21 protein-coding genes and 1 pseudogene are annotated in these 23274 nt (G+C 66.9%); 12 read left to right on the top strand and 10 right to left on the bottom strand.

The window, feature by feature from the left end; all coding sequences use genetic code 11:
* The first annotated feature begins 67 nt into the window (after positions 1 to 67).
* Both cobF and ACRCUN_RS20875 read left to right on the top strand, forming a co-directional pair.
* Positions 68 to 808 (top strand): precorrin-6A synthase (deacetylating), encoded by a 741-nt coding sequence (cobF, locus tag ACRCUN_RS20880; RefSeq protein WP_462143535.1) that lies wholly within the window; start codon positions 68 to 70, stop codon positions 806 to 808.
* Between the two features lie 6 nt (positions 809 to 814).
* Positions 815 to 1204 carry a phage holin family protein gene (locus ACRCUN_RS20875; RefSeq protein ID WP_085144206.1) on the top strand — a complete coding sequence of 130 codons (390 nt, stop codon included), beginning with the start codon at positions 815 to 817 and terminating at the stop codon, positions 1202 to 1204.
* Here ACRCUN_RS20875 and ACRCUN_RS20870 read toward each other — a convergent pair.
* Entirely contained in the window at positions 1169 to 2911 is a 1743-nt protein-coding gene (locus ACRCUN_RS20870) for an FUSC family protein (RefSeq protein WP_462143534.1), read from the bottom strand. The genes ACRCUN_RS20875 and ACRCUN_RS20870 overlap by 36 nt on opposite strands.
* Positions 2912 to 2953: 42 nt before the next feature.
* Between ACRCUN_RS20870 and ACRCUN_RS20865 the strand changes: the two are divergent.
* The 4 genes and pseudogenes from ACRCUN_RS20865 to ACRCUN_RS20850 all read left to right on the top strand — a co-directional run.
* Positions 2954 to 3199: pseudogene (locus ACRCUN_RS20865) on the top strand (DNA-formamidopyrimidine glycosylase family protein); the annotation flags it as partial.
* Positions 3200 to 3340: 141 nt separating this feature from the next.
* Complete coding sequence (locus ACRCUN_RS20860; protein WP_462143701.1) at positions 3341 to 3808, top strand: zinc finger domain-containing protein; 468 nt, start codon at positions 3341 to 3343, stop codon at positions 3806 to 3808.
* A 41-nt stretch (positions 3809 to 3849) separates the two neighbouring features.
* A complete protein-coding gene (locus ACRCUN_RS20855) occupies positions 3850 to 4599 on the top strand; it encodes an SDR family oxidoreductase (RefSeq protein WP_462143533.1) in 750 nt (249 codons plus the stop codon).
* Positions 4600 to 5124: 525 nt separating this feature from the next.
* On the top strand, positions 5125 to 5541 hold the full coding sequence (locus ACRCUN_RS20850; protein WP_462143532.1) for a hypothetical protein: 417 nt from the start codon (positions 5125 to 5127) through the stop codon (positions 5539 to 5541).
* A gap of 13 nt (positions 5542 to 5554) precedes the next feature.
* Here the strand turns inward: ACRCUN_RS20850 and pgi are convergent, their stop codons facing one another.
* A complete protein-coding gene (gene pgi, locus ACRCUN_RS20845) occupies positions 5555 to 7204 on the bottom strand; it encodes a glucose-6-phosphate isomerase (protein ID WP_462143531.1) in 1650 nt (549 codons plus the stop codon).
* Between the two features lie 50 nt (positions 7205 to 7254).
* Here pgi and ACRCUN_RS20840 point away from each other — a divergent pair, with 50 nt between their 5' ends.
* Positions 7255 to 8703, top strand: coding sequence for an NAD-dependent succinate-semialdehyde dehydrogenase (locus ACRCUN_RS20840; RefSeq protein ID WP_462143530.1), 1449 nt, complete (start codon positions 7255 to 7257; stop codon positions 8701 to 8703).
* Positions 8704 to 8783: 80 nt separating this feature from the next.
* A complete protein-coding gene (locus ACRCUN_RS20835; protein WP_462143529.1) occupies positions 8784 to 10811 on the top strand; it encodes an acyltransferase family protein in 2028 nt (675 codons plus the stop codon).
* Here ACRCUN_RS20835 and ACRCUN_RS20830 read toward each other — a convergent pair.
* Complete coding sequence (locus ACRCUN_RS20830; RefSeq protein ID WP_462143700.1) at positions 10808 to 11107, bottom strand: chorismate mutase; 300 nt, start codon at positions 11105 to 11107, stop codon at positions 10808 to 10810. The genes ACRCUN_RS20835 and ACRCUN_RS20830 overlap by 4 nt on opposite strands.
* 197 nt (positions 11108 to 11304) lie before the next feature.
* Between ACRCUN_RS20830 and pcrA the strand changes: the two genes are divergently transcribed.
* Both pcrA and ACRCUN_RS20820 read left to right on the top strand, forming a co-directional pair.
* Positions 11305 to 13614 carry a DNA helicase PcrA gene (pcrA, locus tag ACRCUN_RS20825; RefSeq protein ID WP_462143528.1) on the top strand — a complete coding sequence of 770 codons (2310 nt, stop codon included), beginning with the start codon at positions 11305 to 11307 and terminating at the stop codon, positions 13612 to 13614.
* Positions 13615 to 13764: 150 nt separating this feature from the next.
* The gene (locus tag ACRCUN_RS20820; protein ID WP_462143527.1) at positions 13765 to 14253 is read left to right on the top strand and encodes an HAD family hydrolase; all 489 of its coding nucleotides are present in this window, start codon (positions 13765 to 13767) and stop codon (positions 14251 to 14253) included.
* Positions 14254 to 14351: 98 nt separating this feature from the next.
* Here ACRCUN_RS20820 and ACRCUN_RS20815 read toward each other — a convergent pair whose 3' ends face one another.
* The 7 genes from ACRCUN_RS20815 to ACRCUN_RS20785 all read right to left on the bottom strand — a co-directional run bounded on the left by ACRCUN_RS20815 (position 14352) and on the right by ACRCUN_RS20785 (position 20818).
* On the bottom strand, positions 14352 to 14759 hold the full coding sequence (locus ACRCUN_RS20815; protein ID WP_462143526.1) for a 4Fe-4S dicluster domain-containing protein: 408 nt from the start codon (positions 14757 to 14759) through the stop codon (positions 14352 to 14354).
* Positions 14756 to 16339 (bottom strand): FAD-dependent oxidoreductase, encoded by a 1584-nt coding sequence (locus ACRCUN_RS20810; RefSeq protein WP_462143525.1) that lies wholly within the window; start codon positions 16337 to 16339, stop codon positions 14756 to 14758. Before ACRCUN_RS20810 ends, ACRCUN_RS20815 begins: the two co-directional genes overlap by 4 nt.
* Entirely contained in the window at positions 16323 to 17060 is a 738-nt protein-coding gene (locus ACRCUN_RS20805; RefSeq protein WP_462143524.1) for an ABC transporter ATP-binding protein, read from the bottom strand. The genes ACRCUN_RS20810 and ACRCUN_RS20805 overlap by 17 nt, the downstream gene beginning before the upstream one ends.
* On the bottom strand, positions 17057 to 17911 hold the full coding sequence (locus tag ACRCUN_RS20800; RefSeq protein WP_462143523.1) for an ABC transporter permease: 855 nt from the start codon (positions 17909 to 17911) through the stop codon (positions 17057 to 17059). Before ACRCUN_RS20800 ends, ACRCUN_RS20805 begins: the two co-directional genes overlap by 4 nt.
* On the bottom strand, positions 17908 to 18867 hold the full coding sequence (locus tag ACRCUN_RS20795; protein ID WP_462143522.1) for an ABC transporter substrate-binding protein: 960 nt from the start codon (positions 18865 to 18867) through the stop codon (positions 17908 to 17910). The genes ACRCUN_RS20800 and ACRCUN_RS20795 overlap by 4 nt, the downstream gene beginning before the upstream one ends.
* Before the next feature lie 130 nt (positions 18868 to 18997).
* On the bottom strand, positions 18998 to 19735 hold the full coding sequence (locus tag ACRCUN_RS20790) for a hypothetical protein (protein ID WP_462143521.1): 738 nt from the start codon (positions 19733 to 19735) through the stop codon (positions 18998 to 19000).
* On the bottom strand, positions 19736 to 20818 hold the full coding sequence (locus ACRCUN_RS20785) for a M23 family metallopeptidase (RefSeq protein WP_462143520.1): 1083 nt from the start codon (positions 20816 to 20818) through the stop codon (positions 19736 to 19738).
* A gap of 281 nt (positions 20819 to 21099) precedes the next feature.
* On the opposite strand from ACRCUN_RS20785, the gene sucC reads away from it, so the two are divergent.
* Together sucC and sucD are read left to right on the top strand one after the other, a co-directional pair.
* Positions 21100 to 22263: an ADP-forming succinate--CoA ligase subunit beta gene (sucC, locus tag ACRCUN_RS20780; RefSeq protein WP_462143519.1), complete on the top strand. Its 1164-nt coding sequence runs from the start codon at positions 21100 to 21102 to the stop codon at positions 22261 to 22263.
* A gap of 14 nt (positions 22264 to 22277) precedes the next feature.
* Positions 22278 to 23180 carry a succinate--CoA ligase subunit alpha gene (gene sucD / locus ACRCUN_RS20775; protein WP_462143518.1) on the top strand — a complete coding sequence of 301 codons (903 nt, stop codon included), beginning with the start codon at positions 22278 to 22280 and terminating at the stop codon, positions 23178 to 23180.
* The last annotated feature ends 94 nt before the right edge of the window (positions 23181 to 23274 follow it).

Below are 23274 nucleotides of genomic sequence, written 5' to 3'. Positions count from 1 at the left end.
CGCAGGATGTCAATACCTCGGGTACCGGATACTTTGGGTACTTCGCGGCGGCGGCTAACCTTCGCATGTGCGTCGCATCCATGTCATCGGAATCGGGCCCGGCGATCCGGACTACGTAACCGCACAAGCCGTTTCCGCGCTCAACGACACGCAGGTGTTCTTCGCGATGGACAAGGGCCAATCGAAGGACGAGCTCGTCGCGCTCCGCCGGTTGATCTGCGAACGGTTCATTCGCGAGGCCGGCTACCGGTTCGTCGAACTGCCCGACCCCAAGCGCGCCGAGGAAGGCGAGTACCGCCAGATCGTCGCGGATTGGCACGCCGAGCGGGCCCGTATCTGGGCGCACGCTATCGAAACCGAACTCGGCGCCGACGGCACCGGGGCCTTCTTGGCGTGGGGTGACCCGTCGCTCTACGACAGCACTCTGCGGATCCTGGAAAAAGTGGCCGAGTACGTGGACTTCGAGCACGACGTGATTCCCGGCGTCACCGCGATCCAGGCTCTTACCGCGCGCCACCGCATCCCGCTCAATGACGTCGGTGAGCCGGTTCTGATCACGACGGGGCGTCGACTCCGGGAACAGGGCCTTTCGGGCAGTGCCGTGGTGATGCTCGACGCCGACTGCTCGTTTCGCGCCTGCGCACCCGAGACCCGTATCTGGTGGGGCGCCTATCTCGGCACCGCGGACGAGCTGTTGATCGCGGGCACGGTCGGAGAGGTCGGCGACGAAATCGCCACGCTGCGCGCCGAAGCCAGAACCCGCCACGGCTGGATCATGGACACCTACCTGCTTCGGTCGGCAGACTGATCGGCCATGGGCTCATTTCTGCTGCGCGCCGCACTGACCGGATTCGCGCTCTGGGTGGTCACTCTCATCGTTCCGGGGATGAGCTTCGTCGGCGGCGACTCGACTCTGACGCGGGTGGGCATCATCTTCGTCGTCGCGGTGATCTTCGGTCTGGTGAACGCGATCATCAAGCCGATCGTGCAGATCCTTTCGATCCCGCTCTACATCCTCACGCTCGGCCTGATCCACATCGTGATCAACGCGCTGATGCTGTGGATCACGTCGTGGATCACCGAACACACCACGCATTGGGGTCTGCAGATCGACGACTTCTGGTGGACCGCGATCTGGGCCGCGATCGTGCTGTCGATCGTCAGCTGGCTACTGTCCTTCGTCCACCGCGCGGCGCAGAGCTGACACCTCGTCGGCCAGGGCTTCAGCGGTATCGCTTGCGGCCGTGACGTCGCCATCGTGTTCGAGCGCCCAGCACGCCGCGAGCGTGCGGTAGGCGAGCTGTTCGGCTGACACCACCGCGGGCCACATGCGTTCGGCCGCAACGCGTTGCGCGGCCGAGCCGCCGATCGCGGCATCGTAGGCGGGCAGCAATGCCATCGCACGCAACTGCAGATCGCGGCGGTCGGCGCGGGCCGTGGGCGTCGTGGCGTCACCCGCGGCGAGGTGGGGCAGTGCCGCGCCGATCGTGTCGACCGTCGCCGAGATCGTGGTGAGAAGTCCGCGCTGTCTGCGCAGGCGTTGGGTCGACCAGTACACGAGAAGTGCCACTGCGCAACCGATCAGCGTGTCGCCGCCACGTGCCAGCAGTAACTCGCCGAGACCGGCGACGGGGGCGCCGCCCGAGGCGATGGTCAGGGCGGCCGGTGTGATGAACACGACGGCGAGCGTGTAATTGCGCACGACATACATCTCGATGACGAACTGCAGCGCCCCGATCGTCAGGGCCAGCCACACCCCTTGCGGGTGCAGCGCCAGGATCAGACCGGCGACGCCGAGTCCGATCCAGGTGCCGACGGCACGTTCGACGCCGCGCACCACGGTGCGCAGCCAGTCGAAGCCCTGATGCAGCATGAGCACAGCTGCGGCCATGGCCCAGTAAGCGTGGTCCATCGTCAGGGCGGAGGCGATCACGCCGGAGATCGCCACCGCGATGCCGGCCCGCATGGCCAGTTGTAGTGACACCGAACCTGGTGTGACCGCGCGCCGCAGCAGTTGCCACGCACTCGGTCTACCCAGTGGAATGCCTTCGGCGCCATGCTCATCGGTGATCGCGTCGGCCGGAACCGTCGCGAGGTGCCGTGCCAGGGCGGCGGCGTCTGTCTGCGGGGCCTGGCCCGTGTGGGCGGCCCGCATCGCCGAGGCGAACAGCACGTGCAGTCGGCGATTCACGACCCGCAACCGGTACAGTGCGCGGTCGGGTTTGGGCTGCACCGGCTGGAAGTTCACGAGCGTGACCCATGCGGTGTGCAGGAGCATCGCGGCCCGGTGGCGGGCCTGGGCCTCCACATCCGCGTCGGAACCGATGCTGTCGACGTAGGTCGCGACGGCCGTCGCCGCCGCTGCCACGGCCGACTTCTCCGGCCCGCGGGGCCGCACGAGCGCACCGACCATGTGGACACACCACGCGAACGCGCCGCCCGCGAGGACCAGTGCCGCCAGCCGGCCGGGGCTCAGATGCGCCGCGGCCTGCACTCCGGTGCCCGCCGCGCATGCGAGCACGAACATGTAGGCGCCCGGCGGGCCGATGGCCAGCGCGTGGCATACGAGTACGGCCAGCATCGAGATCACCGTCACCGTGACGACCGCGAGCCAAGCCGTCTGGGCAGCCCAGTCGCCGAGCGCCACCGCAGCCGCGAAACACGCGGCGATCACGCCGAGATAGACGCTGCGGTTGAGGTACGGGCGGCCGCTGCCGTACAGCGACGTGAACCCGCCGATCGTCGCGATCAGCCCAGCAGCGGTATCGCCGGCCGCCCAGCCGACCAGGACGGGAACGGCCATGCAGATTCCGGCCCGCAGCGCGAACGGCCATCGGCGCGGCACCTTGTTGATCACGAAGATGTGGCGCAGCGGGTTGGCAACCGGCTTGGGCGCTTGCCGATCGGACATGGTTACCAGCATGCTCGGCGGCGGGCTGACACACTGGGAGGCATGCCCGAACTGCCCGAGGTCGAGGCGTTGGCCGACCATCTGCGCCGGCATGCCGTCGGACGGGTGGTGACCCGCGTCGACGTATCGGCTCTCTCTGTCCTCAAGACCTTCGACCCGCCGATCACGGCGTTGCACGGCGAGACGGTCACCGACGCTGCCCGCTGGGGCAAGTACTTGGGGCTGCAGGCCGGATCGCGGTGGCTGATCACGCATCTGTCGCGCGCCGGCTGGCTGCGGTGGTCGGACAAACTCGCGACGACACCGCTCAAGCCGGGGAAGGGGCCGATCGCGCTGCGCGTGCACCTGGGCGACGGCGTGGGGTTCGACCTGACCGAGGCGGGCACGCAGAAGCGGCTTGCGGTGTGGGTGGTCTCCGATCCTCTCGATGTGCCGCAGATCGCATCGCTCGGTCCCGATGCGCTGTCATTGGATGCCACCGCGCTGGCGAGCGTTCTGGCCGGACAGTCGGGCCGCCTCAAGACCGTCATCACCGATCAGAAGGTGATCGCCGGAATCGGCAACGCCTACAGCGACGAAATCCTGCACGTGGCCAAGCTTTCGCCCTTCGCGACGGCGGGAAAACTGACCGACGCGCAGCTCGCCTCGTTGCATGACGCGATGATCTCGGTGCTCACCGACGCGGTGGCCCGCTCGGTGGGACAGCAGGCCGCGACGCTGAAAGGCGAAAAGCGGTCAGGACTGCGGGTGCATGCCCGCACGGGGCTGCCGTGCCCCGTATGCGGTGACACCGTGCGCGAGGTGTCGTTCGCGGACAAGTCGTTCCAGTACTGCCCGACGTGCCAGACGGGTGGCAAAGTGCTCGCGGACCGCCGGATGTCACGTCTGCTCAAGTAGGCGAGTTCTTGACAGTTGTCTAACCCGGTTATCCTGCTGCGGTGACCCGTCAGAAGATCCTCATCACCGGCGCGAGCTCGGGCCTGGGCGCCGGCATGGCCCGTCAGTTCGCTGCCAAGGGCCGTGACCTGGCGTTGTGCGCGCGCCGCACCGACCGGCTCGACGAGCTCAAGGCCGAGTTGGCCGACCGGCACCCGTACATCAAGATCGCCGTCGCGGCGCTGGACGTGAACGACCACGAGGCCGTGCCGCGGGTGTTCGGCGAGATGGCGGAGGAACTCGGCGGCATCGACCGGGTGATCGTCAACGCCGGCATCGGCAAGGGCTGGCCGCTCGGTGAGGGCAAGCCGTGGGCCAACAAGGCGACGTTGGAGACCAACCTGATCGCCGGTTTGGTGCAGATCGAGTCCGCGCTGGAGATGTTCAAGAAATCCGGCAGCGGCCACCTCGTGCTCATCTCGTCGGTGCTGGGCAACACCGGTGTGCCCGGCGGCAAGGCCGCCTACTGCGCGAGCAAAGCCGGCATGACCTCATTGGGCGAGTCCCTGCGCGCCGAATACGACAAGGGCCCGATCCGGGTCACGGTCATCGAGCCCGGCTACATCGAGTCGGAGATGACGGCTCGCGCCAACTCGACCATGCTGATGGTCGACAACGAGACCGGCGTGCGGGCGATGGTCGAGGCCATCGAGAAGGAGAAGGGGCGCGCGGTCGTGCCGCGTTGGCCGTGGGCTCCGCTGACGCAGGTGATGCGGCTGCTGCCGCCGAAATACACCAAGCGCTTCGCCTGACTTCCCAAAGCGTGGAGTTCTCCTAGCACGGTATTCGCTGTGCCCGGCTATGCGCGACATTGTCGCTAGCGGTCGGACAACCACTCGAAGGTTGTTGCCAGATATGCCGGGCCCATCGAGTTGCACGTTCCGCGTTTATAGCGTGATGGCGGTCCAGGGGCCGCCGTTTTTCCGCCATGGCGCTTCATACGCGGGCTGGGGGTTGGGCGGCGTCGCTTGGATGCGGCATCTACGCAGCGGACGGTCCGCGACAATGTCGCGCATAGGCGGGCGGGGCGACACATCGCGCGGGCCGCGGTGGCGGGGCGACCGGCGGCACCGACGTCGACATGGCCTACGCGGGTGGTCTCATGGCGCTGACGGTGTTGCTCGTCGGCGATTGCACGCCAGCGATGATCCTAGGTGGGACGCGCACCGATCCGGACCTCGAAAATCCGTAAACCTGCTATCTATGTGGTCTGTATCGCAGGAAAACAAGATCGAGGGGTGGTTTTGACTCCAGGGACTCGTGGGTAGACGGGAGTCATGATGGCAAAACTTCTCACCCCAATGTTCTTTGCAGGCGCTGCCGCGGGAGCGGTGGCATTCGCACCCATCGCGATGGCTGAGCCGGCTCCGCCGCCGCCGCCGTGCGTCAACGCTGACGGCACGCCGTGTGCGGATCTCGGCACTGCCGGACCGGGTGGGGCCACTGGCCAGATTCCTGGTGGACCCGGTGGCACTGCCGGCCCGGGTGGCGCCAGCGGCGCCATTCCTGGCGGTCCGGGCGGTGCGGCCGGGCCTGAGGGCGCGACCGGCGTGATCCCCGGTGGGCCTGGTGGCACCGCCGGACCTGAAGGCGCGACCGGCGCGATCCCCGGCGGCCCGAGCGGCACCGCCGGACCTGGCGGAGCCAGCGGCTGCATCCCGAATGTCGGATGCGCCACCATCCCCGCCCCGTAAGTCCTGAACGCGCTCAGGCGCTTCGACCGCGCTCCACTCGGTAGCGACGGACCAAGGCATCGGTGGAACCATCGGACTGCTTGACCGGTGACGCCTGCGCGGTGATCACCGGCAGCAGTGCCTTTGCCTGGGTCTTGCCGAGCTCGACACCCCATTGGTCGAACGAGTCGATGCCCCAGATGACACCTTCGGTGAACACCTGGTGTTCATAGAGCGCGATGAGCTGGCCAACCACCGACGGCGTCAACCTCGTAGCGAGGATTGACGTCGTCGGGCGGTTGCCCGGCATCACCTTGTGTGGCACCACCGCAGCCGGAGTTCCCTCTGCGGCAATGGCTTCGGCGGTTTTGCCGAAGGCCAAGACCTGGGTCTGGGCGAAGAAATTACTCATCAGGAGGTCGTGCATGCTCCCGGTGCCGTCGGCGGTCGGCAGGTCGTCGACCGGCTGGGAGAACCCGATGAAGTCGGCGGGGATCAACCGCGTGCCCTGGTGCAGTAGCTGGTAGAAGGCGTGCTGCCCGTTGGTTCCCGGCTCGCCCCAATAGATTTCGCCGGTGTCGGTGGTGACGGGCGTTCTGTCGGCCCGTACCGATTTGCCGTTGGACTCCATGGTCAGCTGCTGCAGGTACGCCGCGAACCGCGACAGGTCATTGGAGTACGGCAGCACCGCGCGCGATTGCGCACCAAAGAAATTCGAGTACCACAGCCCGATCAGTCCGAGCAGCGCCGGCGCGTTCTCGCTCAACGGCGCGGTGCGGAAATGCTCGTCGACGAGATGGAACCCGGCCAGGAATTCGGCGAAGCGCTCCCGACCGATCACGGCCATCACCGACAGTCCGATCGCCGAATCCACCGAGTAGCGGCCGCCAACCCAATCCCAGAAGCCGAACATGTTGTCGGTGTTGATGCCGAACTCGTCGACCAGCTTCTTGTTGGTCGACACGGCCACGAAGTGCTTCGACACCGCCGCGTCGCCGAGTTTGTCGGTGAGCCAGCGTCGGGCCGCCGTCGCGTTGGTCAGTGTCTCCAGCGTCGAGAACGTCTTCGATGCCACGATGAAAAGCGTTGTGGCCGGATCGAGTCCGTCGAGCTTGGCCACCAGGTCGGCGGGGTCGACGTTGGACACGAACCGCGCCGAGATGCCCGCGTCGGCGTAGTGCCGCAGCGCGTCGTACACCATTACCGGCCCGAGATCCGAACCGCCGATGCCGATGTTGACCACGGTCGTGATGCGCTCGCCCGTCGCGCCCGTCCACTCGCCGCTGCGCAGGCGATCGGTGAAGTCGCCCATGCGGTCGAGCACCTCGTGCACGTCGGCGACCACATCCTGGCCGTCGACGGTCAGCGAGGCATCGGCCGGCAGGCGCAGCGCAGTGTGCAGCACCGCCCGGTCTTCGGAGGTGTTGATGTGCTCGCCTGCGAACATCGCGTCGCGGCGCGCCTCCAACCCGGCCGCGCGGGCCAGATCGACCAGCAACTCCAGCGTCCGGCGCGTGACACGGTGCTTGCTGTAGTCGATGTAGAGGTCGCCGACAGTCAGTGCCAACTCGCTTCCGCGCGAGGGGTCCTCGGCGAACAACTCCGTCAGATGCTTGTTGCTGATGTCGTCGAAGTGGCTCGCCAGGGCCTGCCACGCGGGAGTTGAGGTGATGTCAGCACTCATTCTCTCGACCTTAGTGCGGCGCTCGTTTCGAAGGTGTACATGATTGATGTATGCACATTGAAGACCTGATTTCATCCGTGCCCACCGGATTGTGGATCGGCGGTGAGGAACGCGAAGCCTCGTCGACGTTCAACGTGCTCGACCCCAGTGACGATCAGGTGATCACCGCCGTTGCCGACGCCACCGCCGAGGACGCAGTCGCCGCATTGGACGCCGCATGCGCGGTGCAGGCGGAGTGGGCCGCGACCGCGCCGAGAGAGCGTGGCGAGATCCTGCGGTCGGTGTTCGAGAAGATCAAGGAACGCGCCGACGACATCGCCGCGCTGATGACCCTGGAAATGGGCAAGGTGCTCCCCGAGAGCAAGGGCGAGGTGGCCTACGGCGGCGAATTCTTCCGCTGGTTCGCCGAGGAGGCAGTGCGCATCGGCGGCCGCTATACCCCGGCGCCTGCGGGCACGGGTCGCATCATCGTGACCAAGCAGGCTGTCGGCCCGTGCTACGCCATCACGCCGTGGAACTTCCCGCTGGCCATGGGCACTCGCAAGATGGGGCCGGCCTTTGCCGCGGGTTGCACCATGATCGTCAAGCCCGCGCAGGAAACCCCGCTGACCATGCTCCTGCTGGCCAAGCTCATGGATGAGGCCGGCCTGCCCAAGGGCGTGTTGTCGGTGCTGCCGACGAGCAACCCGCGTGAGGTCACCGGCGCTCTGATCGATGACGGCAGGCTGCGCAAGCTCACCTTCACGGGCTCGACGGGCGTCGGCAAGGCACTGGTCAAGCAGTCGGCGGACAAGCTGCTGCGCACGTCGATGGAGCTCGGCGGCAATGCCCCGTTCATCGTGTTCGACGATGCCGACGTGGATGCGGCCGTCGACGGGGCGATCCTGGCCAAGATGCGCAACGGTGGTGAGGCATGCACCGCGGCCAACCGGTTCCACGTCGCCAACTCGGTGCGCGAAGAGTTCACCGAGAAGCTCGTCAAGCGGATGAGCGAGTTCACCCTCGGCAAGGGCATCGAGCCGTCGTCGACGCTGGGCCCGCTCATCAACTCCAAGCAGGTCGCGACAGTCACCGAGCTTGTGTCCGACGCGGTGTCGCGCGGTGCGACGGTCGCGGTCGGCGGCGTCGCACCCGGCGGTCCCGGCAACTTCTACCCGGCGACGGTGCTGGCCGACGTGCCCGCCGATGCACGCATCCTCAAAGAAGAGGTGTTCGGGCCGGTCGCGCCGATCACCGGTTTCGACACCGAGGACGAAGGTGTCGCGGCCGCCAACAACACCGAATACGGCCTGGCGGCATACGTTTACACGCGGTCGCTCGACCGCGCACTGCGCGTCGCCGAGGCCATCGAGTCCGGCATGGTCGGTATCAACCGCGGCGTCATCTCCGATCCGGCCGCGCCGTTCGGCGGCATCAAGGAGTCCGGGTTCGGCCGTGAGGGCGGTACCGAGGGCATCGAGGAGTACCTCGACACCAAATACATCGCGTTGACGAAGTAGAAACACAGGCGCGCCTTCCCGATCCGGCGCCGAGCCGCCCTTAAACTTTGGTGCTCGGACGCCAGACGGGAGGGCATGACGTGACTGCGCCGACAGTCCGTGCTGCCAGTCTTGCCGCTCGCCCGAGTCGTACCGTTCCCGCGCGTCGCGATATCCCCGCGCTCGACGGCATCCGTGCGATCGCCGTGCTGCTGGTCCTGGCCAGTCATGGGGGAGTGCCCGGTGTGGCGGGCGGGTTCATCGGCGTCGACGTCTTCTTCGTGCTCAGCGGGTTCCTGATCACGTCGCTGCTGCTCGATGAGCACTCCAGGACCGACCGCGTCGACCTCAAGGGGTTCTGGATTCGCCGGGCGCGCCGGTTGCTGCCCGCGATGCTGGTGATGACGCTGGCCGTGGTCGCATTGCGCGACCTGTTCCCGCCCGACGCGGTGGCAGCGCTGCGCGACGACGCCGTCGCCGCATTTTTCTGGATCGCCAACTGGATTTTCGTCGCTCAACAGGCCGACTACTTCTCGCAGGGTGCGACGCCGTCACCGCTGCAGCACACGTGGTCGCTCGGCGTCGAGGAGCAGTACTACATCGTCTGGCCGATCCTGTTGGTGGCCGTCGCGTTGCTGCTGCGTCGTCGCTCCACGCGCGCCGTGCGCATTGCGGTGTTCGCGCTCGCCGCCGTGGGTGCGGCCGCGTCGGCCGTCGCGTCGATCCTGTTCGTCAACGAAGCCACGCTCAACCGCGTCTACTTCGGCACCGACACCCGCGCGCAGGCGCTCCTCGTCGGTGCGGCGGCGGCCGCCCTGCTGGTGCGCGACTGGTCGGCACTCACGGTCTCGGGCACGCTGATACGCACCCGCTGGCGGCGCTGGATCGCGTGGTTGCTGCCGATCCCGGGCATTGCCGTGCTTGCGGCCGCCGCGCACTTCGCGACCGGCGATGTCAGCGACTTCCGGCATGGCCTGCTGATCGCGGTCGCCCTCGGTGCCGTCCTGGTCGTCGCGCCCGTCGCGCTCGATCAGGACGGGTACGTCGCGCGCGCACTGGCCTGCCGTCCACTCGTCGCGCTCGGCGCCATCTCGTACGGCGTCTACCTGTGGCACTGGCCGATCTTCTTGATCCTCAACGGTGAACGGACCGGGCTGACGAGCTGGTCGCTGCTGGCGCTGCGGTGTGCCGCGACGATCGCGGTGTCATGGCTGTCGTGGTGGCTGATCGAACAACCCGTGCGGCGCTGGCGTCCCCAGCACGTGCCGATGCTCCCGCTGGCGGCCGCCACGGTGGCCACCGCGGCCGTCGTCACCATGACCGTCATGCCCGTCACCACCCGGCCGAGCGAGCCCGCGGGACCCGACGTCATGTCCACCGCGCTGACGCAGGCCGACGTGGGGGCCGAGGTACCCGTTCCGATCGGAGCGCCGCCAGTCCGTCGCGATCCTGGCACTCAGACCGTCGCCGTGTTCGGCGACTCGGTGGCCTGGACGTTGATGCGCTACCTGCCGAAGACACCCGGATTCAGCTTCAGCGACTACACGACGATCGGCTGCGGTATCGCGCGTGGCGGGCCGTACCGGTCAGCGGGCGAGACCCTCAACCAGAAACCGGAATGCGACACCTGGCCCGAACGCTGGTCGCAGCGGATCAAACACGACCGACCCGACACCGTGCTGCTGATGATCGGCCGGTGGGAGATCGTCGACCGCATGCGTGGAGGCGAGTGGACCCACATCGGCGACGACGACTACGACAAGTACCTCCGCGGTGAACTACAACGGGCCCTGGACATCCTCGGCTCGACCGGCGCCCGCGTCGTCGTCACCACGGCGCCCTACACCCGGCGCGGCGAGCGGGCCGACGGCAGCCTGTACCCGGAAGACCGGCCCGCGCGGGTCGAGGAGTGGAACTCGCTGTTGCGTGACGTCGTGGGCAAGCGGCCCAACGTCTCGGTGCTGGACTTCAACGCCAAGCTCAATCCGGATGGCGAGTACGCCACGCGCGTCGACGGGATCCGGATGCGCAGTGACGGTGTGCATCCGACTGCCGAGGCCGTGAAGTGGCTGACGCCGTGGCTGGTGGATTCGCTCAAGCCGACGAAGCAGCGCCGCGGAGCGCGCTAGTGCCCCAGCCGCCCACGGCCCAGCCGCAGCAGCAGCATGGCGAGGTCCTTGCCTTCGGGACCGAGCACGCTGTAGCGCTCGATGACCTTCATCTCCCTGCTGTGCACAAGCCGGGTGCCGCCGGAGGCCATGCGGGCTTTACCGATCTCCTTGGAGACCTCGGTACGCCGCTGGATCGCGGCCAGGATGGTGGCGTCCAGCTCGTCGATCTCGCGACGCAGGTCATCGATCTCAGGCACGGTATCGATGGTCTCAGTCATGGTGGACTCCTCGTTGTGTGGGGGTCTGATCCGGATTCGGGCCCACACAAGAGACAAGCCCCGGATCCGGATGCGGACCGCGGGGCTGGTAGGGGAGGCAGCTAGACCACGGGCACCGCTGGCCGGTACCCGTAGAAAAATCGCCTCTGCTCTGTGAGCACGTATCGAGTGTGCCATTTGCTGCCGCGCCTGCGCAAAGAATGTCGGCGCCCGGCGGTAAGTTTGAACACAAGATGACGCTCGCGACTGAAACCGATGAACTCCTCGACGGCCTGAACCCGCAACAACGCCAGGCGGTGCTGCACGAAGGGTCGCCGCTGCTGATCGTCGCGGGCGCCGGGTCGGGCAAGACGGCCGTGCTGACCCGGCGCATCGCTTATCTGCTGGCCGCGCGTGAGGTGGGCGTGGGGCAGGTACTCGCGATCACGTTCACGAACAAGGCCGCCGCCGAGATGCGGGAGCGCGTCGTTTCGCTCGTGGGCCCGCGTGCGCGGTCGATGTGGGTGTCGACGTTCCACTCCACGTGCGTGCGCATCCTGCGCAACCAGGCCTCGCTGCTGCCCGGGCTGAACTCGAACTTCTCGATCTACGACTCCGACGATTCCCGGCGCTTGCTGATGATGATCGGCAAGGACCTGGGACTGGACACCAAGCGTTATTCGCCGCGGCTGCTGGCCAATGGCATCTCCAACCTCAAGAACGAGCTGATCGGTCCCGAGCAGGCGGCCGCAGAGGCGTCGGAGGCGGCCGAGGAGATGGCTAGCATCATCGCTCAGGTCTACGGCGAGTACCAGCGCAGGCTGCGCGCGGCCAACGCACTGGACTTCGATGACCTGATCGGTGAGACGGTCGCGGTGCTGCAGGCGTTCCCGCAGATCGCCCAGTATTACCGCAGGCGCTTCCGCCACATCCTGGTCGACGAGTACCAGGACACCAACCACGCGCAGTACGTGCTGGTGCGTGAGCTCGTCGGCCATCACCTCGACGAGACCGACGGCGTGCCGCCTGCCGAGCTGTGCGTGGTGGGCGATGCCGACCAGTCCATCTACGCGTTCCGCGGGGCGACGATCCGCAACATCGAGGACTTCGAACGCGACTTCCCCGACGCGACCACGATCCTGCTCGAACAGAACTACCGCTCGACGCAGACGATTCTCAACGCGGCCAACGCCGTAATCGCCCGCAACGCCGGCCGGCGTGAGAAGCGGCTGTGGACCGACGCCGGCGAAGGCGAGCTGATCGTCGGCTACGTCGCCGACAATGAGCACGACGAGGCGCGGTTCGTGGCCGACGAGATCGACGCCCTGGCCGACCGTGAAGGGTTCTCCTACAACGACATGGCGGTGTTCTACCGCACCAACAACTCGTCGCGTGCGCTGGAAGAGGTCTTCATCCGCGCCGGCATTCCGTACAAAGTCGTCGGCGGGGTGCGGTTCTACGAGCGCCGCGAGATCCGCGACATCGTGGCCTACCTGCGGGTGCTCGACAATCCGGGCGATTCGGTCAGCATGCGCCGCATCCTCAACACCCCGCGCCGCGGCATCGGTGACCGCGCCGAGGCGTGCGTTGCGGTCTATGCCGAGAACACGGGCGCGAGCTTCAACGACGCACTGCAGGCCGCGGCCGAGGGTCGCGTGCCGATGCTCAACTCGCGCTCCGAGAAGGCGATCGCGTCGTTTGTGCAGATGCTCGACGGGCTGCGGGCCAAGCTCGACGACGAGCTCGGCGATCTGGTCGAGGCCGTGCTGGAACGCACCGGGTATCGCCGCGAACTGGAGGCCTCCAGCGATCCGCAGGATCTCGCCCGGCTCGACAACCTGAACGAATTGGTCAGCGTCGCACATGAATTCAGCACCGACCTGGCGAACGCTCAGGCACTGGCCGAGGATGAGCCCGTCGATGAGGACATCCCGGACACCGGTGTGCTCGCGCAGTTCTTGGAACGGGTTTCGTTGGTGGCCGACGCCGATGAGCTGCCCGAGCAGGGCGCCGGCGTGGTGACGATGATGACGCTGCACACCGCCAAGGGCCTGGAATTCCCGGCCGTGTTCGTCACCGGCTGGGAGGACGGCATGTTTCCGCACATGCGGGCATTGGGCGATCCGACCGAGCTCTCCGAGGAACGCCGGCTGGCCTACGTCGGCATCACCCGAGCGCGTCAGCGGCTCTACCTCAGCCGCGCCAAGGTGCGCTCGTCGTGGGGGCAGCCGATGCTCAACCCGGAATCCCGCTTTCTACGGGAGATCCCGCAGGAGCTCATCAATTGGCGACGGATCGAGCAGCCCTCGTCTTCGCTGAGTGCACCCATGGGAAATGCCGGCCGCTACGGCACGCCGCGCCCGTCGCCGGCCCGCCCCGCTGCCGCGCGCAACCGTCCGGTGATCACGCTGCAACCGGGCGATCGGGTTTCACACGACAAGTACGGCCTTGGCCGCGTGGAGGAGGTCTCCGGCGTCGGCGAATCCGCGATGTCGTTGATCGACTTCGGCAGCGCGGGCCGGGTGAAGTTGATGCACAATCACGCACCCGTACAAAAGCTCTGAGCTGAATGACAGTTGGCGGTATCCGCTGCGTCGTGTTCGACGTCGGTGAGACGCTCGTCGACGAGAGCCGGATGTGGGCCGAGTTTTCCGAGCAGGCGGGCGTGCCGATGTCGACCGTGTCCGATGTACTGGCGGCAGTGATTTCGCGCGGTGAACACCCACACTCGGGTCTGGGATGTCCTCGGCGTCGACCCGCCCAAACGGCGGCCGATGATCGAACCGCGCGATCTCTATCCCGATGCACTTGAATGCGTCGCGGCGGTTCGACGCTGCGGGCTCTCGGTCGGCATCGCCGGCAACCAACCCGAAGGTGTCGAGGACCTACTGCGTGCCGCGGGACTGGAGGCCGACTTCATCGGGTCCTCGGCCGCATGGGATGTGTCGAAACCTGATCTGGCTTTCTTCAGGCGCTTGGTCGATGAAGCTGGGACGCCTGCGCCCGACATCCTCTATGTCGGTGACCGGCTCGACAACGATGTCCTGCCTGCCCGTGCGGTCGGGATGCGAACGGCTCACATTCGACGTGGCCCCTGGGGCTTCATCCATGCGCAACGTCCCGATGCCGCACTCGCCGATCTGCGGGTGGATTCCCTGAGCGAACTCGCGGGCATTCTTGTCCGGACTTCGAAGCGGCCCTGAGTCGCGGCACAGATGGGGTTTCGAACGCGATATCGCATGTGATATCGGGTTTCAGAAGTGTTTGTGCCTTCGGCCGAGCGACACGCCGGTGCGAGTCCCTAACCCCGCGGATGGTTCCAAGCGGAATTCACGACCTCGGCGGGCACCGGTAGACGTGCTTCGGGCAGCGGCGGGACCGACGTCAGCACCGGGTTCTGGTCGCGGCGCGAACCCGCCGTGCGTCCCCGGCCCCAGCCGACCATTTCCCGGTAGCCACCGAACAGCCCGGCGCCGCTGACCGCTGACTCGCAGGTGTGCGGGCTGCCATCCTCGACCGGCGCCGACACCGGCGAGACGTACAGCGCGTCGGCGGGGCAGTATGCCTCGCACATGAAGCACGTCTGGCAGTCGGACTGTCGTGCGATCACCGGTATCCCGTCGGATCCGCGGTCGAACACGTCTGTGGGGCACACCTTCACGCAGATGTCGCATGCAATGCACGCCGAGCCGCTGACGATCTCGATCACGCGACGGCCTCCGACGAGATCAACTGTGGTGCAACAGGATCAGCAGCAGTCCACACCGAGTCCAGGCCGCCGACCAGGATGCGATGATCGAACCGCTCGTCGCTTCCGGTGATGTCCTCGCGGCGGTGCAGGCCACGGCTCTCGGCGCGGGCCAGCGATGCCGCGGTGATCCACCGGGCCGCCGCGACGAGCGCGACGGCCTGGCGCGGCCTGTATGCGTCCCGCGGCGCTACGGGCGCGAACCCCTCTGCGATGTCACGCCACACGTTGTCGAGCACCGCGGCCGATGTCGCGAGACGCTCGGACGACTTCAGATAGCTGCGCAACGGCGGCAGGATATGCGCCTGGACCGCACGCACCACCTCGTCGACGGTCGGGGCGCCGGCACGTGCCGGTCGACTGTGCCCACCGGAGGCGACCTGTCCGCCCGCCCGCCCCCGGCTGAACTCCGCGGCACCGCGGCCGGCGAACGTGCCCGACGCGATCGCCCACGACCCGTTGCGGCTGCCGCCGCCGGACAGCGAGCCGGTGATGAGCTCGCGCGTCGCGGCGTCTCCGGCTGCATACAGGCCGGGAACCGTTGTCGCGCAATCGGGTCCGGTCAGTCGCAGCCCACCGGTACCGCGTACGGACCCTTCGTAGACCATCCGGATCGGGTAGGCGGTCACGAACGGGTCAATGCCGGCTTTGTCGAGCGGCAGGAAGTAGTTGGGCTGCGCGTCGCGCATGGTCTGGCGGATGTGTTCGGGTGCGCGGTCCAGACGCGCGAATACCCGCTTGCCGCGCGCCAGCGCCCACTGCGCATCCTGTCGCCCGCCGAGCCCGAGTTGCGTTGGGAACGGTTGGCCGTCCTCGTCGTAGAAACTCGCCCACTGCAGCATGCGGCCCTTGGTGTGGGTGCCCCATTCGGGTGCGAGGGCGTAGGCCGAACAGAACTCCATGCCGGACAGCTGGGCACCGTGTTCGGCGGCCATCAGCAGGCCGTCGCCGGTGTTGACGTTGGTGCCGAACGTGCCGGACAGGAACGCCGTACCGCCGGTTGCCAGCACGACGGCTCCCGCGTGAATCCGCCACGGCCGCCCACCGTCCTGCCGCGCGATACCGGTGGCGCCGTTGACGACGCCGTCGGCGTCCGCGGTCAACTCGAGCGCCGGATGGTGGTCGAGGATGCGCACGCCACTGCGATGAGCCTTGCGACGCATACGACGCATGTACTCGGGTCCCTGCAGGCTGCTGCGCATCGGCCGGCCGTCGGCGCCGACCGGAAACGGATATCCCCATTGGGCCAGCTGCTCGATGCGGTCCCACGACGTGGCCAGGACGCGAAACATCCAGTCCGAGTCAGTAATGCGCCCGGCGGACAACTCGCGTTCGCGGATCGATTCCTCGCGGCGCGGGCCGGGCGCGATGAGCCACAGATTGTTGCCGCCCGCGGCCGTCGCCCCGCTCGTACCGCAATAACCCTTGTCGACGAGGGTGACCCGGCTGCCGGATTCCGCCGCCGAGATCGCGGCCCAGGTTGCGGCCGGTCCACCGCCGATGACCAGAACATCGGTCCGGTGCTCATCGGCTCCGGTCATGGCCGACCTCCTCGCGAACCCCGAGCTCGGCCAGCAGGACCCGACGCAGCTCGTCGAAACCCGCATCTCCCCGGCTTCGTGGGAACGGCAACGCGACCTGCCGGTCCAGCGACACCCGGCCACCGGAGAGCACCACTACGCGGTCGGCGAGCAGGATCGCCTCGTCGACGTCGTGGGTGACGTGCAGCACCGCCATGTGCCGGCGAGCCCACAGCTCGTGCAGCAGCCGGTACATCTTGAGCCGGGTGAGCGCGTCGAGTGCGCCGAACGGTTCGTCGAGCAGGAGCAGGTCGGGTTCGCGCACCAGTGCGCGGGCCAGCGAAACCCGTTGCGCTTCACCGCCGGACAGCGACAGTGGCCATGCCTTGACCTTGTCGGCCAGACCGACCTCGTCAAGGGCGGCCCGGCCGCGGTCCGCGCGACTGGGTGCGTCGGGGCCTGCGTCGGGCAGCGCGAACATGACATTGGCCAGGGCGCGCCGCCATGGCAGCAGCCGCGGGTTCTGGAACACGACGGCTCGTGAGCGCGGCACGACCACCGATCCGGTCACCTGATCGTCGAGACCCGCCAGCACGCGAAGCAGCGTGCTCTTGCCCGATCCCGAGCGGCCCAGCATCGCGACGAACTCGCCGTCGTCGATGTGCAAGTCGAGGTCATGCAGGACCTGCTGGGCCCCGAATGCCCGGTGCAGCCCGCTGACCTTCACGACGGGTGAACTCATGAGACGCCGTCAAAACCGTTGCGCCAGGACAACAGCAGCCGTTCGAGGACCCGAACCAGAGTGTACGAGAGCAGGCCCGCAACGGCGTAGATGACGATCACCAGCAGCGAGACGTCGAACTGCAGGTTCGTCTGAGCGCGCGACATCAGGAATCCGATGCCTTCGGTGGTGTTGATCATCTCGGCGAAGATCAGGCTCAACCACGCGCTCGACAGGCCGAGACGCAGGCCGACAAGGAAATTCGGCATCGCTCCCGGCAAGATCACCTGCGTGATCAGCGTGCGCCGCGGAGCTTCGAGGGTTTGAGCCATCTCGACCAGTTGACGGTCGACGCCGCGTATTCCGGAATAGGTGTTGATGTAGATCGCGATCGCGACGCCCGTCGTGATGAGCACGATCTTCGGACCCTCGCCGATGCCCATCCAGATGATGAGGAGCGGCGTGAGCGCGAAGTTCGGCACGGCTTTGAGGATCTGCATGGTCCAGTCGAGCAGGTCCTCGCCGGTGCGGGTGAGCCCGGCGAGGACGGCGAGCAGCACGCCGATGAGGATGCCCAGGACGGTTCCGGTGATCACCCGGGTCGCCGATGCGCCGACGTGCGTGGCGAGTTGGCCGTCGACGAGCAGCCGCCACGCGGTGGTCGCGACCTCGATCGGCGGGGGGAACAGGTCCGGGTTGAGCAGTGCGGTGGCCGATCCGATGGTCCATGCCGCGAGGATCAACACGGGCCCGAGCAGCCGGCGGACCGGCCGAGGAATGCGCGACCACAGTCCTTTTCGGCTGTGTCGTCCGGAGACGACCTCGATCAGTTCGGGCTTCGGCGCCGCGTTGACTTCGGGGGCGAGGGTCATGATTTCGCTCCCGCCCACTCGCGCACGGAGTACTCGTTGTCGAACGAACCGTCGGCGTTGAGGAAGTTGTAGGCCGCCTCCAACTGATTCACGCCGACTTCGGGGAACGGCTCGGTGTTGAATTCCTCGGCACGAGTCGACTTCTGAACGAATTCGAGCTCGGTGCCGTCGGTTTCGGCAACCCAGGCGAGGTAGTCGCCGAAGTTCTCGTTGATGTCGCGGTTGACCGCGGTGACGGCCTGTTGCCAAGCGCCGGCGAACTCGGGGTGCTGATCGGTGAACGACGTCAGGGCGATGTTGGTGCCGGTGCTGCCGAACCCGTGCCGCGACAGGCTGTCGATGATGGGAAAGCCCTTGGATTGCAGCTCTATTGCGCTGGCACCCGTGACCACGGTTGCGTCGATCTGCCCGGAACTCAGTCCCGCGATGGATTCGGGCGTCGGCACGTCGCGTACCTGGATCTTGCCCGTCAAGCCCGCGGTGTCGATGAGTTGGCGCGCGGCCCGGTCGCGGATCGTGCCCTGCGGCGCGGTGATGGATTTGTCGGCCAGCCCCTGGATATCGGTCGGCCCGCCCTTCGCGCCGACGATCCAGGCGTCGCCGTTGATGGAATCAAGGGAGAGCAGAACGACTTTCGCGTCCTTGCTACGAGCGCGCAGTGCCGGGTTGTCCCCGACCGCCGCCACGTCGATCGCGCCGGCGAACAGTGCCGAGACCACGTCACTGCCGGACTGGAAGAACGAGTACTCGATCTTGTCGACGCCCGCGGCCTTGAGCTGTTCGGCGAGAATGCCTTCGCGATCGCCCCATCCCAGGGATCCGGCCGGGGTTCCGGTGACCGATGTGGCCCCGATCCGCAGGGTGTACCCGCCGGAACCGCTGTCGTTGCCGGAGCACGCGACAGCCGTTGCGGTCATTGCCAATACGAACACGATGCGCAATATGCGGCTGAACATGGGGGCGGGCCTCCGGAGGGGTGTCAAGGCGTGAACACACGCGAATCCGCCCCAGTAGACGCCCGCACCCGAATTCCGGTCGACGGTTTGGATCAAGCTGACCGGAAGCTGTGAATGCGGTGACGTCAGGTCACGTGCCGCGCGACCCCGCCCAGCGGCCCGTGGACGGCAACACGGTCAGGACGATGCTGGCCGCCGGGAGGATCGGCATCGCGTAGACGACGGGATGAAACTTGGCTCCTGCGATGAACAGGCTGCCGAATATGAGCAGTCCGATGATCGCGCCGACGACGATCAGCAGCCGACCCATCCTGCGGCGCAGCAACAATGCGATGAGCCCGCCGATGGTTGCTGCGGCTGAGATCGCGGCGAGAAATCCGATGGCGACACAGAACAATGCGTCGGTGCGCCACCAGCCGGCGATGAGGTCGGTGGCGATGACACCCGTCGCCCACCCGCTGAGGATGCTGAGGACCGATGCCGCCACGGCCGTCCGGGGATTGGTGTTAGCCGTCGTCCGCGGAATCGCGATCGGCCGAGCGCGCGGGATGTAACCGGTTCGTGCGTCGTCGGCGGGGCGGCCGATAAGGCCCGTCTGAGCGTCGCTGACGGCCGATGGGGCGATGAGGCCGGTCTGCTCCTCGCCGTCGCCCATGCGCCCGATCAAGCTGGTCTGAGGCTCCGCGTCAGCGGCAGTCGGGATGGCGCCCGTGGGATGGCGCCGGATGATGCTCGTTTTCGGGTCGTCGGTTTCTGGCAAAGGTTTGGAAACCGGACCAGATGGGGATCCTTCGGGCTGCCGACGGATGATGCGAGTGTGGTCGTCCTGGTCGGGAGATTCGGCGTCGGAAGGACCTGGATGGCTCACTCAGCCAACATAGCCGCCGACGCTGAGCCCACGCTTGGCCAGCCAACTCGTCGGATCGATGCGGTCCGAGCCGTTGAGCATGACTTCGAAGTGCAGGTGCGGCCCGGTGGAATTACCGCGGTTGCCCATGGTGGCGATCTGGTCGCCTGCCATGACGCGCTCGCCGACGCTGACGAGCCACGTGTTGATGTGGCCGTAGAGCGTGACGGTGCCGTCCGAATGGCGGATCTTGACCCAGGCGCCGTACCCGGCAGTCGGTCCGACGTCGATCACGACGCCGTCAGAGGCCGCGTAGATCGGGGTGCCGATCGAGTTGGCGATGTCGATGCCGCCGTGCAGAACGCCCCAGCGGTAACCGAAGCCCGACGTCCAGACGCCCTTGGTCGGCATCGCGAACAGTGGGCGGGCCAGCCGGGCCTCGCGTTCGGCGCGCTCTTGGGCGAAGGCGGCGGCCTTGGTGATCTCCTCTGCGTGCACCGACGAGTCGGTGTTCGAGGCGACGGAGACGATCTGCATGCCGTCGACGGAACCCGTGACTGCGGCGCCGTTCACGCGCGTCTGTCCGCTCGCCATCACGGTGTCGTCGGCGGCCTGGGCCTCGGTGCCGTTGCCGAACGAGTACGCGCCAGCGGCGGTGGCACCAGCCGCCATGGCCGCGATCATCAGACGGCTCTTGACGGCGCCGGTGCTCTCCTTGCGGTGCGCGCCGCGGCGCCCGGCCATGTCGATGATGTCGGTCGCGGCGACGCCGTCGCTGACGTCGGTGTGACTGTCCCGGTAGGCGTGCGCGGAGCTGCGCTCCTTGCCGGCGTCGGGACGGAACCGCGACGGAACGGCCAGCCGGACGGGAACGAGATCGTCGGTGTCGTGCAAGTCATCGAGCTCGGGTGCATGGATGACGCGCGATTCCCGATCGAAGGCGCTCGAAGAGTGGAACTCCAGATCGGTGAGCTTGCCGAACTCGTTGAACGGGATGATGTCGGTGACTTCGGCAGCGTCGAGCTCGTCAGGCGAAAGGATTGCGCGGTGCCGTGCGTTCGTCGGTACTCCCTTGGGAGACGCGGAAGAACGATGCTGCGGCAACCTGGAAGATCCTTCTCGACGTGACCTGAACGTTATCTGGACCAGAGGCACGTTAACCAAATCCCAATGATGGTGGCAACTTATGCGACTATTCCGCGCCGGAATGTGATCTGTATCACCAGTGAGGCCCGGTGAGATCTGCCACATGAGTGGTAGGCGGTGCCTAAGCCTCACTCTTCTGTGGATAAAGTGCGTCCGGGCCCGTCAGAGAGGTACCGGACCGGGCAGCTTCGAAGCGCGTTCGAGGCCAAAGCAGACAGACACGCCTAATTAGGAAGCAAATGGATCTCTTCGAATACCAGGCGAAAGAGCTGTTCGCCAAGCACAACGTCCCCACGACGCCCGGCCGGGTGACCGACTCCGCCGAGGACGCCAAGGCGATCGCCGAGGAAATCGGCCGCCCCGTGATGGTGAAGGCACAAGTCAAGACCGGTGGACGTGGCAAGGCCGGCGGCGTGAAGTACGCGGCCACCCCTGATGACGCGTTCACGCACGCCGGGAACATCCTCGGTCTCGACATCAAGGGCCACGTCGTCAAAAAGTTGCTGGTGGCCGAGGCGAGCGACATCGCCGAGGAGTACTACATCTCGTTCCTGCTCGATCGGGCGAACCGCACCTACCTCGCGATGTGCTCGGTCGAGGGCGGCATGGAGATCGAAGAGGTCGCCGCGACCAAGCCCGAGCGGCTGGCCAAGGTGCCCGTCGACGCGGTCAAGGGTGTCGATCTGGCGTTCGCTCGCTCGATTGCCGAGCAAGGCCACCTGCCCGCCGAGGTGCTCGACGCCGCCGCGGTGACCATCCAGAAGTTGTGGGAGGTGTTCGTCAAGGAGGACGCCACCCTGGTCGAGGTCAACCCGCTGGTGCGCACCCCCGACGATCAGATCCTTGCGCTCGACGGCAAGGTCACGCTCGACGCCAACGCCGACTTCCGTCAGCCCGGCCACGCCGAGTTCGAGGACAAGGACGCGACTGATCCGCTCGAGCTCAAGGCCAAGGAGAACGATCTCAACTACGTCAAGCTCGACGGTGAGGTCGGCATCATCGGTAACGGTGCCGGTCTGGTCATGTCGACTCTGGACGTCGTCGCCTACGCGGGCGAGAAGCACAACGGCGTGAAGCCGGCCAACTTCCTCGATATCGGCGGCGGTGCCTCGGCCGAGGTGATGGCCGCAGGCCTGGACGTCATCCTCAACGACACTCAGGTCAAGAGCGTGTTCGTGAACGTGTTCGGTGGCATCACCGCATGTGACGCGGTGGCCAACGGCATCGTCAAGGCGCTGCAGATTCTCGGTGACGAGGCCAACAAGCCGCTGGTCGTGCGCCTGGACGGCAACAACGTCGAGGAAGGCCGCCGCATTCTGGCCGAGGCCAACCATCCGCTGGTGATCCAGGCCGAGACCATGGACTCCGGTGCCGACAAAGCCGCCGAGCTGGCGAACAAGTAAGGGAGCCAACGAGAATGTCTATCTTCCTGAACAAGGATTCCAAGGTCATCGTCCAGGGCATCACCGGCGGCGAGGGCACCAAGCACACCGCGCTGATGCTCAAGGCCGGCACCCAGGTGGTCGGCGGCGTCAACGCACGCAAGGCCGGCACCAAGGTGTCGCACAAAGATAGGGACGGCAACGACATCGAGCTCCCGGTCTTCGGTTCGGTCGCCGAGGCCATGAAGGAGACCGGCGCCGACGTGTCGATCGCCTTTGTGCCGCCTGCCTTCTCGAAGGACGCCATCATCGAGGCCATCGACGCCGAGATCCCGCTGCTGGTGGTCATCACCGAGGGAATCCCGGTGCAGGACAGCGCCTATGCGTGGGCCTATAACGTCGAGAAGGGTCAGAAGACCCGCATCATCGGCCCCAACTGCCCGGGCATCATCACGCCCGGCGAGTCGCTGGTCGGCATCACGCCCAACAACATCACGGGCAAGGGCCCGATCGGCCTGGTGTCGAAGTCGGGCACGCTGACCTACCAGATGATGTACGAGCTGCGCGATTTCGGCTTCTCGACCGCCATCGGCATCGGCGGCGACCCGGTCATCGGCACCACCCACATCGACGCCATCGAGGCGTTCGAGAAGGATCCCGAGACCAAGGTCATCGTGATGATCGGTGAGATCGGCGGCGACGCCGAGGAGCGGGCGGCCGACTACATCAAGGCCAACGTCTCCAAGCCGGTTGTCGGTTACGTCGCTGGCTTCACCGCACCGGAGGGCAAGACCATGGGCCACGCCGGCGCCATCGTGTCGGGCTCGTCGGGCACCGCGGCCGCCAAGAAGGAGGCTCTTGAGGCCGCGGGCGTGAAGGTCGGCAAGACCCCGTCCGAGACCGCCAAGCTGGCCCGCGAGTTGCTCGAGTCGCTGTAACGTTCTCTGCGCGAGCAGACGCGTAGGCCCCCGCACGCACGGGGCGGGTTCACGCGGTCGTCGCAACACTCTTGACTTTGAGAGGTTGCGGCGA

Source organism: Mycobacterium venezuelense (genome assembly GCF_054919535.1).
This window is presented reverse-complemented; position numbering and strand designations above follow the sequence as displayed.